The 17057-nt window shown below is 62.8% G+C and carries 20 protein-coding genes; 9 read left to right on the top strand and 11 right to left on the bottom strand.

Features of this window, described 5'->3' with window-relative positions; translation table 11 throughout:
* Positions 1 to 78 precede the first annotated feature (78 nt).
* On the top strand, positions 79 to 534 hold the full coding sequence (locus tag NKH49_RS23830) for a carboxymuconolactone decarboxylase family protein (protein WP_352470362.1): 456 nt from the start codon (positions 79 to 81) through the stop codon (positions 532 to 534).
* A 27-nt stretch (positions 535 to 561) separates the two neighbouring features.
* On the opposite strand, the gene NKH49_RS23825 is transcribed toward NKH49_RS23830, so the two are convergent.
* Positions 562 to 1470, bottom strand: a complete 909-nt coding sequence (locus NKH49_RS23825; protein ID WP_352539714.1) for a LysR family transcriptional regulator — start codon at positions 1468 to 1470, stop codon at positions 562 to 564.
* 128 nt (positions 1471 to 1598) lie between these two features.
* On the opposite strand from NKH49_RS23825, the gene NKH49_RS23820 reads away from it, so the two are divergent.
* The 3 genes from NKH49_RS23820 to NKH49_RS23810 are packed head-to-tail and all read left to right on the top strand — an operon-like array spanning position 1599 to position 3696.
* Positions 1599 to 2102, top strand: a complete 504-nt coding sequence (locus NKH49_RS23820; protein ID WP_352539715.1) for a nuclear transport factor 2 family protein — start codon at positions 1599 to 1601, stop codon at positions 2100 to 2102.
* A 59-nt stretch (positions 2103 to 2161) separates the two neighbouring features.
* Positions 2162 to 3145 carry an alpha/beta hydrolase gene (locus NKH49_RS23815; protein WP_352539716.1) on the top strand — a complete coding sequence of 328 codons (984 nt, stop codon included), beginning with the start codon at positions 2162 to 2164 and terminating at the stop codon, positions 3143 to 3145.
* Positions 3142 to 3696 carry a nuclear transport factor 2 family protein gene (locus NKH49_RS23810; protein ID WP_352928143.1) on the top strand — a complete coding sequence of 185 codons (555 nt, stop codon included), beginning with the start codon at positions 3142 to 3144 and terminating at the stop codon, positions 3694 to 3696. The genes NKH49_RS23815 and NKH49_RS23810 overlap by 4 nt, the downstream gene beginning before the upstream one ends.
* A gap of 237 nt (positions 3697 to 3933) precedes the next feature.
* Here the strand turns inward: NKH49_RS23810 and NKH49_RS23805 are convergent, their stop codons facing one another.
* Entirely contained in the window at positions 3934 to 4632 is a 699-nt protein-coding gene (locus NKH49_RS23805) for a type 1 glutamine amidotransferase domain-containing protein (RefSeq protein ID WP_352539718.1), read from the bottom strand.
* 169 nt (positions 4633 to 4801) lie between these two features.
* Here NKH49_RS23805 and NKH49_RS23800 point away from each other — a divergent pair, with 169 nt between their 5' ends.
* The 3 genes from NKH49_RS23800 to NKH49_RS23790 all read left to right on the top strand — a co-directional run bounded on the left by NKH49_RS23800 (position 4802) and on the right by NKH49_RS23790 (position 6784).
* Entirely contained in the window at positions 4802 to 5710 is a 909-nt protein-coding gene (locus NKH49_RS23800) for a LysR family transcriptional regulator (protein WP_352539719.1), read from the top strand.
* 138 nt (positions 5711 to 5848) lie between these two features.
* On the top strand, positions 5849 to 6190 hold the full coding sequence (locus NKH49_RS23795) for a nuclear transport factor 2 family protein (RefSeq protein ID WP_352539720.1): 342 nt from the start codon (positions 5849 to 5851) through the stop codon (positions 6188 to 6190).
* A 147-nt stretch (positions 6191 to 6337) separates the two neighbouring features.
* The gene (locus tag NKH49_RS23790; protein WP_352539721.1) at positions 6338 to 6784 is read left to right on the top strand and encodes a nuclear transport factor 2 family protein; all 447 of its coding nucleotides are present in this window, start codon (positions 6338 to 6340) and stop codon (positions 6782 to 6784) included.
* Between the two features lie 55 nt (positions 6785 to 6839).
* Here NKH49_RS23790 and NKH49_RS23785 read toward each other — a convergent pair whose 3' ends face one another.
* Positions 6840 to 7271 carry a cupin domain-containing protein gene (locus NKH49_RS23785; RefSeq protein ID WP_352539722.1) on the bottom strand — a complete coding sequence of 144 codons (432 nt, stop codon included), beginning with the start codon at positions 7269 to 7271 and terminating at the stop codon, positions 6840 to 6842.
* A gap of 69 nt (positions 7272 to 7340) precedes the next feature.
* Complete coding sequence (locus NKH49_RS23780; protein ID WP_352928139.1) at positions 7341 to 8171, bottom strand: AraC family transcriptional regulator; 831 nt, start codon at positions 8169 to 8171, stop codon at positions 7341 to 7343.
* An 89-nt stretch (positions 8172 to 8260) separates the two neighbouring features.
* Here NKH49_RS23780 and NKH49_RS23775 point away from each other — a divergent pair, with 89 nt between their 5' ends.
* Positions 8261 to 9460, top strand: a complete 1200-nt coding sequence (locus NKH49_RS23775) for an amidohydrolase (RefSeq protein WP_352928137.1) — start codon at positions 8261 to 8263, stop codon at positions 9458 to 9460.
* Here the strand turns inward: NKH49_RS23775 and NKH49_RS23770 are convergent.
* From NKH49_RS23770 to NKH49_RS23740, 7 genes are all read right to left on the bottom strand, one after another.
* Positions 9399 to 11660, bottom strand: coding sequence for a xanthine dehydrogenase family protein molybdopterin-binding subunit (locus NKH49_RS23770; protein ID WP_352928134.1), 2262 nt, complete (start codon positions 11658 to 11660; stop codon positions 9399 to 9401). The genes NKH49_RS23775 and NKH49_RS23770 overlap by 62 nt on opposite strands.
* Entirely contained in the window at positions 11657 to 12646 is a 990-nt protein-coding gene (locus NKH49_RS23765; RefSeq protein WP_352919031.1) for an FAD binding domain-containing protein, read from the bottom strand. The genes NKH49_RS23770 and NKH49_RS23765 overlap by 4 nt, the downstream gene beginning before the upstream one ends.
* Positions 12643 to 13128: a (2Fe-2S)-binding protein gene (locus NKH49_RS23760; protein WP_352919033.1), complete on the bottom strand. Its 486-nt coding sequence runs from the start codon at positions 13126 to 13128 to the stop codon at positions 12643 to 12645. Before NKH49_RS23760 ends, NKH49_RS23765 begins: the two co-directional genes overlap by 4 nt.
* A 671-nt stretch (positions 13129 to 13799) precedes the next feature.
* Positions 13800 to 13946: a hypothetical protein gene (locus tag NKH49_RS23755; RefSeq protein ID WP_352928233.1), complete on the bottom strand. Its 147-nt coding sequence runs from the start codon at positions 13944 to 13946 to the stop codon at positions 13800 to 13802.
* A gap of 62 nt (positions 13947 to 14008) precedes the next feature.
* Entirely contained in the window at positions 14009 to 14212 is a 204-nt protein-coding gene (locus NKH49_RS23750) for a cyclophilin-like fold protein (protein WP_352470375.1), read from the bottom strand.
* 71 nt (positions 14213 to 14283) lie between these two features.
* Positions 14284 to 15330: an alpha/beta hydrolase gene (locus NKH49_RS23745; protein ID WP_352685030.1), complete on the bottom strand. Its 1047-nt coding sequence runs from the start codon at positions 15328 to 15330 to the stop codon at positions 14284 to 14286.
* A gap of 50 nt (positions 15331 to 15380) precedes the next feature.
* Positions 15381 to 15608, bottom strand: coding sequence for a hypothetical protein (locus NKH49_RS23740; protein ID WP_352470377.1), 228 nt, complete (start codon positions 15606 to 15608; stop codon positions 15381 to 15383).
* A 187-nt stretch (positions 15609 to 15795) separates the two neighbouring features.
* Here NKH49_RS23740 and NKH49_RS23735 point away from each other — a divergent pair, with 187 nt between their 5' ends.
* The gene (locus NKH49_RS23735; protein ID WP_352470378.1) at positions 15796 to 16701 is read left to right on the top strand and encodes a LysR family transcriptional regulator; all 906 of its coding nucleotides are present in this window, start codon (positions 15796 to 15798) and stop codon (positions 16699 to 16701) included.
* Positions 16702 to 17057: the final 356 nt, after the last annotated feature.

Raw genomic sequence — 17057 nt, 5'->3', positions numbered from 1 at the left:
GAGTTATTGATTGATTAACAGCACAGCCGACCGAAAGCTAAATGTGCGGCCGGCAGAAACACGCCTAAGGAGACCACCATGCAAGCACGGTTGAAAAACCCGGTGATGCTCATTCCCGGCGCCTTGCAGGCACTGCTCGCGCTGGACAAGTCGACGGAGACGGCCGACCTGTCATATGTGACGCGCAAGCTCGTCCATTTACGCGCCAGCCAGATCAACGGATGCAGCCTCTGCGTCGATATGCATGCGCGCGAATTGAAGAAGGCCGGCGAGAAGGACGAGCGCATCTTTGCCGTGTCCGCATGGCGGGAGACACCCTACTTCACCGACGCCGAACGCGCCGCGCTGGCACTGACCGAGGCGGCAACCCGGTTGGCCGATCGGCCGGATCCGGTGCCGGATGCAGTCTGGGACGAGGCCGCCCGGCACTATGACGAAAAGGCGCTTGCCGCCCTGGTCGTCCAGATTGCCCTGATCAACGCATTCAACCGGCTCAACGCAACCACCAGGCAGATGGTCGGCGCCTGGGGCTGAACGGGGCCGGGTTCTCGAAAAGCCACTTCAGATCCGCAGCTTGTACGAATTCGCGCGGACGAAGTCGATGAAGGCCCGCAGCTTCGGCGGTACCAGGCGGCGGCTCGGATAATAGAGGTGGAGCGGCTCGTAAGCGGGACAGAAAGGCTCCAGCACCTTGACCAGCGCGCCTGAGGCGAGAAGCGGCGCGGCGAGGCCCTCGACGGCGAAGGCGAGGCCCAGCCCTTGCGCGGCGGCGGTAATGCACAGCGGAAGTGTGTTCACGACCAGACATGCGTCCGGCGTGAATGCGACTTCGCGTCCATCCACGGTGAACTCCCAGGGCGAAATCGCGCGCGTGCGGGTGAGGGCGAATGCGATGCAGCGATGGGCGGCGAGGTCGGCCGGCCGCTTCGGTGTGCCTTTGCGCGCCAGATAATCGGGGCTACCCACCACGACCATCTGCAGTGGCCCGCCCAGACGCGCGCCGATCATGTCTTTCTCGAGAAGCTCGCCGATGCGCAGGCCGGCATCGAAGCCCTCGGCGGCGATGTCGACGAAGCTGTCGTCGAAAATCAGACTAAGCCGCACTTCGGGATAAGCATCCATGAACGGCCGCATCAGTGGCTCTATCAGCAGCGGCGCGGCGATCCACGGCAGGCTGAGGCGCAGCGTGCCGGCGGGACGGTCGCGAGCTTCGCGCAGTGCCGCGCCAGCCGCCCAGATATCTTCGGCTGCCGGGCGCACGTGGTCGAGGTATTCAGCGCCAGCTTCGGTCAAGCCAACGCTGCGGGTCGTCCGGTTGAGCAGCCGCACCCCCAGGCGCTCCTCGAGCCCCTTGATCGCCTCGCTTAACGAGGCCGGAGCGACGCCGAGCTCGGCGGCGGCGCGGGTGAAGCTTTTGGCCTCGGCGACTTTGACGAAGGCGACGATGCCGCTGAACTGGTCGAGGCGCATTGTAAGGATTTTCCAAATAGCCCTGTCGAATTCTACCGGTTTTTCCGGCGAACGAAAGGCGTCATGTTGGGTCTGACGAACGGGCCTCGGTGTTGGGAACGGCTCGAACAGGCAAGGAGACAGGACCGATGACCAGGCTTGCTTTACTCGCCGCCGGCACTCTTCTGGCGGTGTCTGCCGCCCCGGCGCACAGCGGACCACTGGAAGACCGCAATATCCAGCTCATCAAAGGCTATTACGCAGCTTACGCGACCGGTAATCCCGAGGCCGTGCGGCCCTTCCTCGCGCCCAACATCGTGTGGCGCATTCCCGGCCATCATCCGCTCGCCGGCGACAAGCGCGGGCCGGACGAGGTGGTCGCCTTCTTCCGCGGCCTGGCCGATGGCAAGTTCAAGGCCGAGCCGATCTTCTTCCAGGCGCAAGGCGACCTCGTTGTCGACGTCCATCGCGGCTGGTCGAATGTCGGCTCAGGTCCCGAGATCGACCAGTTCTACGCGCTGATGTTCCGCATCAAGGACGGCAAGATCGCCGAGGCACAGAATTTTTTGACCGACATGTACCAGTCGGACGCTTTCTACTGGGCGCATTACCCGCTGAAGCCGCTGCCCGGCCGACTGGCTGGCGAGCGCTGAGACGGCGGTCTTTCTCGCAACGCGCAGCGCTTCTCACTCCAAGCCAAAGGAGACTTGCGATGTTTAAAACCCTGACACTTGCCGTAGCAACCACCGCCGCGCTCGCCGTCACCAATGCCGTCGCCGCACCGCGCGTCGAGCACGTCACATTCTCCTCGCATGGTGAGCAGCTTGTCGGCGAGCTCTATCTGCCGGAGGATATGGACGCGGCAAAACCTCGGCCGGCGCTGGTCGTGACCGGCGCCTGGATGACGGTGAAGGAACAGATGCCGGCCCGCTACGCCCGCGAGATGGCCGATCGTGGCTTCGTCGCCTTGACCTTCGATTTTCGCGGTTGGGGCGAAAGCGGCGGCCTACGCCGCCAGTACGAGGATCCTAGGGCCAAGATCGCCGACATCGAAGCGGCGGTCGCCTATCTCTCGAGCCGGCCCGAAGCCGATCAGGACCGCATCGGCGGGCTCGGCATTTGCGCCAGCTCCGGCTATATGGTCACCGCCGCCGCCGAAAACGCGGCGATCAAATCGGTCGCCCTCGTTGCGCCCTGGTTACAGGATGCCGAAGTGGTCGAGCAGGCCTATGGCGGCAGGCATGGCGTCGCCAGGCTTGAAGCCACGAGCGATGCGGCAGAGGCGGAATATCGCCGCACCGGCAGACAGGCATTCCTTCCGGCCGCGAGCCTGACCGACGAGCGCGCGATCATGTTCAAGGTGCCTTACTACACCGAACCCGATCGCGGCATGATCCCGGCCTGGCGCAACGAGGCCGATCCGGCGTTCTGGCGCGGCTGGCTGACGTTCGACGCCATCCAGGCTGCTCCGCGCCTGCGCCAGCCTTTTTTGATGGTGCACAGCGAGGCGGCTGCCATTCCGCAGGGGGCGCACAAATTCTACACGCGGCTGAACAGTTCCAGGCGGGAGCTGTGGCTCGACAACGTCACCCAATTCGATTTCTACGATCGTGCCGCGCCGGTGGAGGCCGCAAGCGATGCCGTCGCCGCGCACTTCCGCGCGACGCTGGGCAGTGCGGGGGAGGCGGGACAATGAGCCTCGTCACGCGCCGGCATGTCCTGGCCTCGGCGGTTTCCGCTGCGATGATTTCCGCCGTCTCGGCGCCCGCCTCGAGCGCTCCGGGAGATGCGCTGACGGTCAAAGACAGGATCGCAATCGCCGAGGCGATTGCCGGGATCGGCCTCTATGCCGATCTGCGTGAATGGAACCGGGTCAGAACCTATCTCGCAGCCCGTGTCACGACCGACTACACCAGCCTCTTCGGCGGCAAGGTCACGACTAGCGGCCGCGACGCGTTGATCGCGCAGTGGCAAGGGCTGCTGCCGGGCTTCGACGCCACCCAGCACCTCATAACCAACATCACCGTCGAGGGCGCGGGCAATGACGCGGTCGCACGCAGCCATGTCCGCGCAACCCACTGGATCGGCGGGCGGTTCTGGACGGTCGGTGGCAGCTACCTCCACCGGCTGGTGCGGACGCCGGAAGGTTGGCGCGTCAAGGCAATCTCCATCCGCCGCTTGTACGAAGAGGGGGATCGCGCCGTTCTGGCCGCCGCTGCCGGCCGGGTAAAGGCGGAGGCCAAATGAGTGTTCGGGTTTGCGCAGGCCCAGTCGCGCGGCGAGGTTGCTCGGAGCATCGGCAACGTGAATATTGATCGAAATGTCGGGGCAGGCTTGGCGCATGCGGCATTAGTGCCGCCAACCGCGGAGACAGGACATGACCCTTTCATTGCAGGAGGTTTCCGATAGGCTTGAGACTGTAGCGGGTTCTGAAGTTGATCCGCCGACGCGAGCCGTCGGCAGATCACGGTTGTTCCAGACCGCTCAGGCGGTCTTGCTCTTCCTCTGGCTCAAAGCGCCTAGCAGCGCCTCAGCTGCCTCGCTCGATGATGCTGGGTTCTGACCCGTGATAAGCTGGCCATCGACGACTGTGTGGACGCCCCAGTCCTTGACCTTGGAGAAAACCGCGCCGAGGCTGATCAGCTCGTCCTCGACCAAGAACGGCACGACATTCGTGAGACCTACGGTCTCCTCCTCGCTATTGGTGAAGCCGGTGACGTAGCGTCCCTGCACAAACGGCGTGCCGTCGGGACTGGTCACGCGATGCAGAACGCCCGGTGCGTGGCAAACGAGGGCGATCGGCTTGCCGGCCGCGATGAAGGATCCGATCAGCTTGATCGAATTCGGATCTTCGGCCAAATCCCACAGCGGGCCGTGGCCGCCGGGGTAGAAGACCGTGTCGAAGTCCTTCTGGTCGACACTGTCCAGGCGCACGGTTTCTGCGAGCTGCGCCCTGGCAACCTCGTCAGCACTGAAGCGCCGTGTAAGGTCGGTCTGGAACATAGGCTCGTCGCTTTTCGGATCGAGAGGCGGCTGGCCGCCCTTCGGCGAGGCGAGGGTGATCTCGGCGCCGGCGTCCTTGAAGACGTAGTAGGGGGCTGCCAGTTCCTCGAGCCAGAAGCCGGTCTTCTTGCCGGTGTTACCGAGAGTGTCGTGGGAGGTGAGTACCATCAGGACTTTCATTGTCGGATCCTTTTCTCAGGTGATGCCGCGCCGATGAGGCGTCGTAGTTGGTTGATTTGGAGCTCAATCGGCCGCGTCGGCCTGTCGATGCACGGATAATGGCACCTGCCCATGTATTTCAGAAATTTATTTCATTTATTTTATATATTCATGTCGAGATTATATCTCGATGAGATACGATCTGAACCTGCTCCCGGTTTTCTTGGCCCTGATGGAAGAGCGGAGCGTGACACGGGCAGCAGCGCGACTGGGCATCACCCAGCCGGCGCTGTCCAATTCGTTGAACCGCCTGCGCGACACCCTCCGGGATCCGCTATTCATCCGGGAAAGGTATGGCATAAAGCCGACGCAATTGGCCGAGGAGATCGCTCCGACGATCGAAGCAGCGCTGGCGCAACTGGACGATCTCATTTTGAACCAGCAGGAGTTTCAGCCAGCAAAGGCCGAACGGCTGTTCACGCTTGCCCCCAACAGTTACGTGGAGCTTGTGTTGATGCCGGCCCTCGTCGCGAGGACGCGTGAGCTGGCGCCTGGTATCAAGCTCCGCATGACAGCATTTGGCAACGATCTCGCCGAGACCGGCGTCATTTCCGGTACCACGGCCATGGTGATTGGCCGGATCGTCGATCCGCCGGGCAATCTTGTCGTCCAGCATCTTATGGACGATGGGCTCGCCTGCGCGGTGCGCAAGGATCATCCCGACGTTCGAGACCATATTTCCCGAGAACAGTATGAAAGGCTCAAGCACGTGAACGTGCTCCCGCCGGGCCGGCTGCGGGCGGGCCTCTTCCAGGCATTGGAGCAACAAAACCTCAAGCGAGAGATTGCCCTTTCTGTCACGCACTTCCTGGCCGTACCAGAGATGCTTGCCGTCACGGATTACTGCGCAACGCTGCCGAGACTGATCTGCCGCAGCCTTGAGAGGGATCCGCGCCTGAAGATACTACCGGCGCCCGTCGACCTCGGCACTTTTCCAGTGCAGATGGCTTGGCACATTCGCTACCGCCACGACCCAGCCCACATGTGGTTGCGTTCGATGATCGGCGAATTGGCAAAAGAAATGACGTCGGAGACCTAAGACGGCTTTCTTGTATTCGCGTTGATGTCCGCAAAGGCCAAACCGGGCCATTCATCGTGCCGTATGCCGAGCACCAGATCCGGACTTGCCCGAGCTATCAGCAAGCGGCAGCTAGGGTCGCACCATGCCGCCAACTAAGTGCTGTCCGTCACGACCGACTATACCAGCCTCTTCGGCGGCGAAGCCGCGACCAGCGGCAGCGACGCGCTGATCGCGCAGTGGCAAGGGCTGCTGCCGGGCTTCGACGCCACCCAGCACCTCATCACCAACATCATTGTCGAAGGCGCGGGCAATGACGCGGTTGCACGCAGCCATGTCCGCGCAGCCCACTGGATCGGTGCCAGGTTCTGGACGGTCGGCGGCAGTATCTCCACCGGCTGGTGCGGACGCCGGAAGGCTGGCGCGTCAAGGCAATCTCCATCCGCCGCTTGTACGAAGAGGGGGATCGCGCCGTTCTGGCCGCTGCGGCCGACCGGGTAAAGGCGAAGGCCAAATGAGTGTTCGGGTTTGCGCAGGCCCAATCGCGCGGCGAGGTTGCTCGGAGCATCGGCAACGTGAATATTGATCGAAATGTCGGGGCAGGCTTGGCGCATGCGGCATTAGTGCCGCCAACCGCGGAGACAGGACATGACCCTTTCATTGCAGGAGGTTTCCGATAGGCTTGAGATCGAACAGCTGCTTGTTCGCTATTGCTATGCGGTGGACGATCGCGACTGGGAAGCCTATCGCAAAATATTCACACCCGATGCCTTGCTTGACGACACTGTAACAGGTGGAATCAGGAGCGGTGTGGATGAGCATGTTGCTTACATGAAAGGCGCCCTTTCCAAGATATTGATCTCGCAGCACGCCATTTCGACAATCCTTCTGGATCTCCGAGGGGACGAGGCCAGCGCGCGCGTGCATTGTTCATGCCCGATGGTGGTAGACCTCGGCGAAGGCAAAAGGCAGGTCTTCTTCCAGGGGCTTTGGTATCGAGACCGCGTCGTACGCACGTCCGAGGGCTGGCGCATAAGTGAACTGGTCGAGGAAGGCTATTGGAATCACAATTTGCCGGAGGGGTTCGCGTTCTGACGTCTGTTACGCGCTGTGCTGGATCCGCCCCGGACGCCGTTCTCAGACCTGGCAGCTACTGGCGCAACACGGTGTTCTTGGTGCCTTCTTCGACCTGGTCGATGACCAGCAGCTTGACCGGGTCGGCGCCGACATTGGTCGCCTGATGCCATTGCCCGATCATCTCGATGATGAAATCACCTGTTTGATAGGTGTTGCTCTTGCCGGTCTCGACATTGGTGACCTGAAGCGTGCCGGCCTCGACATAGGCATAGCGCGGAAACGGATGCTTGTGGACCGGCAAGGTCGCGCCCGGCGCGATCTGATAGGCCGAGACCAGGACCTGGACGTTGTTCTGCGGCAGCGTGATCGGCTGGCCGGACGCGGTCTCGGTGCGAGAGGCAAGCGGGGTCACGACAACCGGCGTCCCGCCGGCATCCAGCGCCTGGGCGTTGTTTGCAAACAGTGCAGCCGCGAGCAGCAGCGTCGGCGCCAAGATTTTTCGCATGATTCCCCCAGGCTGCGTCAGCATCGCGCAGCACGCATTGGTGCGCAAGCTTGTCTGTTGGGGAGCGCCTTATCCCGCTCTTCTGAACATGCCTGGCGTCATGCCATGCATAGCCCGGAATGTACGGGACAGATGGCTCTGGTCCGCGAAACCTGCTGCGATAGCGGCGTCGGCGAGGCCAGATCCCTGTTCGATCAGCGCGCTCGCCCGGCGCAATCGCCGGTCCCGGATATAGGCCGCCGGCGTCAGGCCGATCGCCTTGTTGAAGTCGCGGATGACCTGGAACCGGGTCACGCCTGCCACGCCGGCAAGCCGCTTGAGGTCGAGCTGCGAACCAAGTTCGCTTTCGATAAGGTCGCGACAGAGCGAAAACCTCCGCTGCGATCCTGAGCTTTCGATCTCTTCGGCCTGTCCGCTCGAGCCGCCATGCCGAACGATCAGCCGTCGCAGCGCCACGAGCAGGGACGTCTCGGCCGTCATTGTTTCCGGGGATGTCGAGCCCTGGTGTGCTGCCATCAATGCCGCGGCGAGACTGCTGTCTTCGATCGTCGCGCGCGAAAACATTGGAGCGCCGTCCCGGCCGAGTTCGCGGGCAAGCGCGGTCATCAGCGGCACCGAAGGATAAAACGTCCGGTAAGCCCAGCCTTCGTCCGCGCCGCGTTCGCCGTCATGCCACTCCTCGGGATTGACGACGGCAATGGTGCCTGCCGGAGCGAGAACGCTTTGGCGGCCGATGCGAATGCGTTCGCAGCCGGAGGTGATCAGGGCGACCACATAGGTCGGGTGCGTGTGCAGGTCGTAACGGTGCCGGGTGAAGCGCGCCTTAAACAGACCAAGGTCGGGGAAGCACGGATGGCGCCAGTATTTCCCGGTCTCTGCCGCTTCGTTTGTCCTTGCCATGGTCAATCCGGTTCAAGACGCTTCTCGTCCGGCCTTCTATGGCTGGCAGGATCAAACCGCGCCGCCTTGCCGGCGTGAAAGGAGGCATCATGCTGCATAATGACCCCATCGCCGCGCTGACACCAGAGGTCATAGGCTGGCGGCACCATATCCATGCCAATCCGGAGCTCGGATTCAATGAATACGAAACGGCGCGTTTCGTTGCAGAGAAGCTGCGCTCCTTCGGCGTCGACGAGGTGCATGAAGGGATCGGCGGCACCGGCGTCGTCGGTGTCCTGCGCAGCGGCGCTGGAACGTGCGCTATCGGCCTTCGCGCCGAGCTCGACGCGCTTCCGGTGCTGGAGAAAACCGGCCTGCCCTATGCTTCGAGGCAAGAGGGCGTGATGCACGCCTGCGGCCATGACGGCCACACCGCCATGCTGCTCGGCGCCGCCAAACTGCTCAGTCAATCGCGCGCCTTCGACGGCACCGTCACTTTCATCTTTCAGCCGGCCGAGGAAAACGAGGGCGGCAGCATGCGCATGATCGAGGACGGCCTGTTCAAGCGCTTTCGGGTCGAAGCGGTCTATGCGGTCCACAACTGGCCGGGCATCAGGCTGGGGACGATCGCCGCCCGCGTCGGGCCGCAAATGGCGGCCGTCGATAATTTCGAGCTGACCTTCGAGGGTCTTGGCGCGCATGCCGCGATGCCGCAGCTCGGCGACGACCCGATCCTGGCCGCCAGCGCCTTCGTGCAAGCCGTCCAGCGCATCGTCAGCCGCTCGGTCGACCCGCAGAGCGCGCTTGTCGTCAGCATCACGCAGATCCATGGCGGCAATGTCGGCAACATCGTGCCGGGCAAGGTCTGGCTGCAAGGCACCTGCCGCTTCTTCGAGCACGGCCTTTCCGACCATTGCGAGAGGCTGATCGGCGAGATCGCACAAGGTATTGCCGCCGCGCATTCGCTCAAGGCCAGGCTCGACTACAGGAAGGGCTATCCGCCGCTGATCAATACGGCGGATGCGACGGCCCGCGCCGTCGAGGCCGCCGCCCCCGTCGTCGGCCGGGAGAATGTCTTGACCGAGTTCAGCCCCAGTCTCGGCTGCGAGGATTTCGCTTTCATGATCCGCGACGCCGGCGGCTGCTATGCCTGGATCGGCGCCGGCGAGGCTGGCCCGGGCAAAGGCCTGCATGGCGACCGCTACGTTTTCAACGACGAGATCGTGCCGACGGTGATGCGCTATTACGTCAACCTGGTCGAGCAGACGCTTCCGCGGGCCGATCCTTCGACAGCAGTTTTTCCGGCGTGATCGGCAACTCCCGGATCCGCTTGCCTGTGGCGTCGAAGACGGCGTTGGCAACAGCAGCGGCAACGCCGGTGGCGCCGAGTTCGCCGATGCCTTTGCCGCCGATCGGGCTGGCATGCTCGTCCACCTCATCGACGAAGTGGATTATGATGTCGCCGGGAATGTCGGCGTTGACCGGAATGGCGACCCCGGAAAGGTTCTTCGACAGGAACCGCCCAAGCACCGGTTCGTGCCTGCTCTGCTCCATGGCCGCCATGCCCCAGCCCCAGATGACGCCGCCCGTCATCTGGCTGCGTGCGGTGCGGGGATTGACGATGCGGCCGGCGCTGTAGCTGCCGACGGCGCGACGGAGCCTGAGCAGGCCGAGCCCCGGATCGACGCCGACCTCCATGAAAATCGCGCCGAAAGTGCGCATGGCGAGGCCTTTGCCATGCTGCGCCGGATCGAACGAGCCGGAGCCGACGATCTCGCCGATGTCGGTATGGCTCATCACATCGGCGATCGTCTGACCGCCGGCAGCGCCCCTGCGGCGAATCTTGCCGTCCTGCATCTCCACCTCGTCCGGCAGCAGATTGGCAAGACGGGCAAGCTGCGAACGCGCATCTTCGGCGGCGGCAAGCACCGCCGCGCCCACCCCCATGGTCGATGACGAGCCATAGGTCGGTCCCGCCTCCGGCAGCTGCGTATCGCCCATTTCCAACTCGATCTTCTCCATCGGCAGGCCCAGCACGTCGGCTGCGATCTGCGGAAAGATGGTGAGTGTTCCGGTCCCTATGTCCTGCGTGCCGGTGCGGATGAGCACCGTGCCGTCCCTGTGCAGCCTGACCTCGGCTGCAGGCGTCGGGTGGCGGAAACAACCCATGGTACAGGTCGCCATGCCGTAGCCGATCAGCCAATCGCCGTCGCGTTGCGGCTTGCGCGGGCGCTCGCGCCAGCCGAACAGGCGGGCGCCTTCCTCATAGGCCTCGCGCAGCTTCTTCGATGACCAGGGCTGGCCGGTGGCCGGATCCGTGTCCGCATGGTTGATCAGACGCAGGTCGAGCGGATCGACGCCCAGGCGGTGGGCGAGCTCGTCCATCGCGCTTTCGAGGGCCCAGGTGCCTGGACCCTCGACCGGCGCGCGCAGCGCCGTCGGCATGGCGACGTTCGCGCGCTCCACGCGCTGGCTGAGACGCATCGCCGGCGTGGCGTAGAGACCCTTCGAGGCTTCGGTGGCGAACTCGACGAAATCGTCGCTCACGGTGGTCAGGTTGATCACGTCCTGTTGCACGGCGGTCAGCTTGCCCGAGCTGTCCGCCGCCAGCACGATCTTCTGCGCCATGCGCGGCTGATAGCCGAGACAGGAATAGGCGTTGGCGCGGCTTAGCGCCAGCCTGACCGGGCGCTGCATGATGCGCGCAGCGGCGGCGGCCAGCACCTGATGCGGCCAGATCCAACCCTTGCCGCCGAAGCCGCCGCCGGTATGGCGGGAAATCACGCGGACCTTCTCGGCCGGGACATTCATGCGGGCGGCAAGCACCTGGCGGACACCGTAGACGTGCTGCGTGGCATCGTGCAGCGTCAGCTCTCCGTCATTCCACTCAGCGAGCGTCGCCGAGGGCTCCATCGCGTTGTGATGGCGCGACGGCTGCAGGTAGACGGCTTCGACCATGGCGGCTGCGTCGCTAAGCCCGCGGTCGACCTCGCCCTTGGTAAACGTCGGCTCCAGGAACAGGAAGCCGCTCTCCCTCGGCACGACCGCAGCCTTGTCGATGGCGGTCCACTCCGCCGGTGCCGGCAATTCCGGCTCGGCGAACTCGTAGCGTAATGCGACGCGGCGAGCGCCGGCCTCCGCCGCCTCCAGCGTCTCGCCCAGCACAATGGCAAGCGGCTGACCCTCGTGACGTATCTCGTCGCCCTGCATGGGCATGAAGCTCTGCGCTGCCGGCGGGCCTTCGGCCTGCTGCATCTGCGTATCGGGCTCGGCTCTCGGCGATGCGAACCGGCCGAATTTGGGCATGTCCTCATGCGTGAGCACACGCACGACGCCCTCCTCGGCGAGCGCGTCGTCGACCATGATCGACGTCACGCGGCCGGCCGGAACGGGCGCGGTCACGAGTACCGCATAGAGCAGGTCGGGGGTGAAATAGTCGGCCGCATAGCGGGCGCGGCCGGTGACCTTGACGCCGCCGTCAGGGCGGGCAACAGGCTGGCTGATCATCATGACGGCATCCTCGCTGCTCTTTCGATCGCCCGCAAAGCGGCGGTCTTGGCCAGTTCGATCTTGTAGGCGTTCTGCGACAAGGGACGCGCTTCGGCGAAGGATTGCTCGATAGCGGTGCTCAACGCCTCGCGATCGCCGATTTCGGCACCGGCGAGCTGCTCCTCGGCGGTGCTCAGCCGCCACGGCCGCAGCGCGACGGACCCCAGCGCCAGGGCAGCCCGACGGATGGTTTGGCCGTCCATCTCCAGCACAGCGGCGGCGGAGACGATGGCGTATTCGTAGGATTCGCGCTCGCGCACCTTGAGGTAAGCCGATCGCGGCGCCGGCGCCGGCAGCTCGATTGCCGTGATCAGTTCGCCTTGCTGCAACACATTGTCCGCCTCGGGCCGCGTATCGGGAAGCAGGTGGAATTCGGCTGCCGGAATGCGCCGGCCGCCGCTGCGGTGCGCGGTGACGATGACCGCATCAAGTGCTGCCAGCGCCACGGCCGGGTCGGATGGCTGGGTGGCGACGCAATCCTCGGTCCAGCCGAATATCGCGTGATTGTCGTTGATGCCATGCAATGCGGAGCAGCCGGAGCCGAGCTGACGCTTGTTGCATGGCAGCTGCTCTTCGGCACGGAAATAGGCGCAGCGCGTCTTCTGCAGCAGATTGCCGCCTATCGTTGCGAGGTTTCTCAGCTGCGGCGACGCTGCGTTGAGGATCGCCTGGCTCAACACCGGATAATCGCGCATCACCAGCGCATGCTGCGCGACATCGTTGAGATGCATCAGCGCGCCGATCGTCAAGCCGCCGCCTGGCAGTGCCTCGATCTGATCCAGCCCATCGAGGCGGGAGATATCGATGATCCGCGCCGGCCCGGCAATTCCAAGGCGCAGCCAATTGAGCAATTCGGTGCCGCCGGCGAGAAAGGCGCTGTCCGGCGCGGCACCGGCCGCGATCGTGTCGCCCAGGCTATCGGCGCGCGCGTAGACGAATGGGGTCATTGGCTCACCCTCCCGGCCGCCGCGCGCACCGCCTCGGCGATTTGCGGATAGGCGGAGCAGCGGCACAGATTGCCGCTCATCCATTCGCGGATCTCGGCATCGGAGCCGGTATGTCCCTCCTCGATCAGCGCCGCCGCCGACATCACCTGGCCGGGCGTGCAGAATCCGCACTGGAAACCATCATGATCGATGAACGCCTGCTGCACGGGATGAAGCGCGTCGCCGTCTGCCAGCCCTTCGATCGTCGTGACCTCGCGTCCCTCGCAGGACACGGCAAGTATCATGCAGGCATTCACACGCCGTCCGTCGAGGTGCACGGTGCAGGCGCCGCACTCGCCGAAATTGCATCCCTTTTTCGTTCCGGTCAGATGAAGCCGCTCGCGCAGCAGGTCGAGCAGCGTGACGCGGGGATCGAGATCGGAAAGGCTGTGGTCCTCTCCGTTCACCCGCAACCGCAATAGGTGCCGATCGTGGAAGTCCATTGGGGGTTACCTCGAAGCACATGCCGTACTCGCCGCAAGGGACTCGTCCAGCAAGCAGCCACCCACCTGTCGAGGCGAAATAGGGCGGTCAATTCCGGTGAAAAGGCGCTGCCGGTCAGGGAAGGCTAAAAAACGCGCATTTGAGATTTGCGGCGGAAACGCCCTGAATGCCGCCGCAAAAAGTGTCACCGTAATTCCGTAATTCCCGTCATTCAGGTTGGCTTGGGCGGCCTGCATTGGGAACATTGCCGCGCCGCTGTCCAATCTAGGGCAGGCGGCTTTCCAGGGCAGGGCGGCCTTGCGACTGGCAATGTCGTCCGGCAAATGAAAGATGAAGCTGAGAACTACGAGTTCGCGATCGGACGACGCCAGGATTCGCCGCAAGCGCACAGGAAACGAAACGTGACGGTGATCGCACTGAGGCGCTACTCGTTGCCGGCGGGCCGAGGAGGATTGCTCGTGAAGGTCGGCTAGGGACGGTATCGCGCGGCAGTGTTGAACGCGGCCTGGGGATCAGTGCGATCACGAGGGAAATCAGGGAGCGGATCGCCGCGGTGGCAAGGAGGTGCTCCATGCCGGTCGTGGCGTCTGTGACCGCAGGGCAGGCGCTGTCGAAATCCGCACCCGGCTCATGCTGCTGTTTCCCGTGATGCCACCGCGCTGCACACGCCTCAGCCAGCACGTTCAATTCTCACCGTGACGGAACCGGGACGATCAAAGATCGAAACATCGCCGGCGACCTTCCCGAGCACAACGATGCCGGGCGACGGGACGCGACCATTCCGATAGCAGATCACGAAATAATCGGAACTCCACAGCCCGAGCGTGCCGACCGAGAAGTCGCGCTGCCGTGTCTGTTCCGGAAATGGAGCCGGTAGATTTACCGGTCTTCTTCCTGGCGAAGGTGGTCGCTCATCTCAATGGTAAGCGGCAACATCTGAGCAAGAGATTTTGCGGCTTCGTTATCGGCAAGATCGGCCGTGACCTCGCCCCAGTCTGATGAAATGCGAATACGTTCTTGAGCCATCCTGGGTCCAACCATTCCAAATGCAATAACGCCAGCGCTCAGCAGTGATTTCAGCACGGGTCATTCCTCCGTTTTCTAGTCTAGGCAGATGGAGCCCGCCCCAGCAAACACAGGCTCCATCTCGTCAGTCACGCGGAGAGGTGCTGATTGAAGAAGCTGGTAAGCCTGTCGAACGGAATCAGGTCCACACGGTCGTAGAGATCGACGTGACCGGCGCCCTGGACCCAAACCAGTTCCTTGGGCTCGGCTGCCAGTCTGTAGGCTTCCTCGCTGAATTCCCTCGAATGCGCCTGATCGCCGCTGATGAACAGCATTGGGCGCGGCGAGATCGTCTCGATGTCATTGAACGGGTAGAAGTTCATGAACTTGACGTTGCTGGTCAGCGTCGGCTTAGTCGTTATCTGGTCGGAGACACCCGCCGGGGTAAACTCTCCGCGGGGTGTCCGATAGAAATCGTAGAACTCGCGCTGGATGGGATGCGTCGACGCGGTCAGTTCGAGATCAGTGCCGCCCGTATACTGGACTTGGCCGCCTTCGAATTCGGAGTAGCGCTGTTCGGCGGCCGCTGCGATGATCTGCTTCCGTTGCTCGACGCTTAGCGAGTGATTGAGTGCGTTTCGGTTCGCCGCGCCCATGTCATACATGCTGACCGTGGCGATGGCGCGCATGCGCGGGTCGATCTTGGCGGCGCTGATGACGAAGCTGCCGCTGCCGCAGACACCAATCGCGCCAATGCGGTTGCGGTCCACGAACGCGTGTGTCCCGAGGAAGTCCACCGCCGCGCTGAACGCCTCGGCGTAGACATCCGGTGAAACGATCTGTCGGGCTTCGCCCTCGCTCTCGCCCCAGAATGGCAGGTCGATCGCCATGGCGATGAAGCCCTGCTCGGCCATCTTGGTGGCATAGAGGGTCGCGCTTTGCTCTTTCACCGCGCCCATTGGATGGCCGACGACGATGGCCGGATGACGTGCATTGCGGTCGAGGTTCTTGGGAACGAGCAGATTTCCCGCAATATTCATCTGGTATTGGCTTTTGAAGGTCACTTTCTCCAGCGTCACCTGACCGCTTGTATAGAAATTGTTTGCACCGTTTGACATGTCTTGAGCCTTTGCGAAGGGAAAGTTGAAGAGTGACGCCCCACTGAAGGCGGCGATGCCGGAGCCGGTCAGCTTCAAAAGCTCCCGCCGGTGGATTTCACGCGCTGGTATTTTCGTATCAGGGGTATTCAAAGGCATTTCCGATCTCCTGTAAGTTTGGGTTGGAATTGAACCACTCGCCACTTTGGCCAGTCCTCTTCGAGTTTGAGCAGACGCCGACCGTTGCCGATCAGCGCGATTGCGAAGCCGGCCAGAACCAAGCTGCCGATGAAGATCGCGGAGATCGTCAGACCATACAGCAGCACCCCTCCGACTACCGCGCCCAGAAGGATCGAAGCCTGGATCGCCGCGACCATCAGGCTTGCCGGCGGCCTCGGCCGCATTTTGCGACATCCATGTCATCCAAATCACCGACATCGCGGGTAATGCATTGTTGCAGTGCAAACCTAATGGTTTTGCCATAAAGCGATTACCCATATAAATCGGCATGAACCTATCGACTATATCGAATAATCCGCTGCAAGCGACGGAGAGAGAAACTTCATGGCCAGAACCGATCTCAACCAATTGACGTGGTTTCAGGCTGTCGCAGAAGAGCGCAGCTTCACCAAGGCGGCGGCAAAGCTCGGCGTCGCGCAATCGACGCTCAGTCACACGATCAAGCAGCTCGAAACACGCATGGGCATACGCCTTCTGACCCGCACGACGCGTAATGTCGCGACGACCGTTGCGGGCGAAAGGCTGCTACAGACGATCACCCCGCGCATTGGTGAAATCGAAGACGAGATCACAGCGCTGATGGCGCTCCGCGAAAAGCCGTCAGGCTCGATCAGGTTGACCCTGTCCGACCACGCGCTCGAAAGCGTCGTCTGGCCGAAGCTTAAGCCGGTCCTCAGCGGCTATCCCGACATCGGCGTCGAACTGATCCTGGACAGCACCTTCCGCAACATTGTCGAGGAAGGTTTTGATGCCGGTGTCCGGCTTGGAGAGAGCGTCGAGAAAGACATGATCGCGGTCCGCATCGGCCCGGACTGGCGCTTAGTCGCCGTGGCTTCGCCGCGATACTTCGCGGCGCACAGCGTGCCTGTGCATCCGCAGGATCTGGTCCGGCACGTCTGCATCAACATGCGTCACGAAACCGCCGGTGGTCTGTACGCATGGGAGTTCGAGAAGGATGGACAGGCGCTGCGTGTCCGTGTGGACGGTCAACTTACCTTCAACAACTCCTACGCCATGATCGACGCTGCAGTGAGTGGCTATGGCATCGCCTATGTTCCCGAGAACATCGTGGAGCGGCACGTCGTCTCAGGATTGCTGGTGAAGGTCCTCGACGACTGGTCACCCTTCTTCGATGGCTATTTTCTCTATTATCCGAGCCGCCGCCAAAACCTTCCTGCGTTCAAGATCATTGTCGACGCGTTGCGGCATCGGGATCCGTCGGGATCGTGATGTTCCCTTCGTCATATTGTACTCAGGGGCGTGGTCGATAGCGGCTCATTCCTGAATCTCGATAGGCGCAGCAGGAAAGGCATAGGTCGAGGTCCGGTATCCAACTCGAAGCGTTAGTTATAACCAGAACATCGCGTCGATGCTTGCGCGAAGGTTGGCCACAACTTTCTTCCCCATCGCGCCGGCTGGAGCGAAGCGCATGATCCTACAGGGAAATTGAATAGGTCCGCGGCCGCATCGCACCGCAGCGTGTGCGGCCTGAGACATAGGTGACGTTTTGTACCGGACACATGGGTAACACTTTTGGCTTTTGGCCGGAGGTGTTGATGCCGTGGAGAGAGTGTTCGGTGATGGAG

The organism is Mesorhizobium sp. M1088, assembly GCF_040318575.1.
Lineage (GTDB): Bacteria > Pseudomonadota > Alphaproteobacteria > Rhizobiales > Rhizobiaceae > Mesorhizobium.
This window is presented reverse-complemented; position numbering and strand designations above follow the sequence as displayed.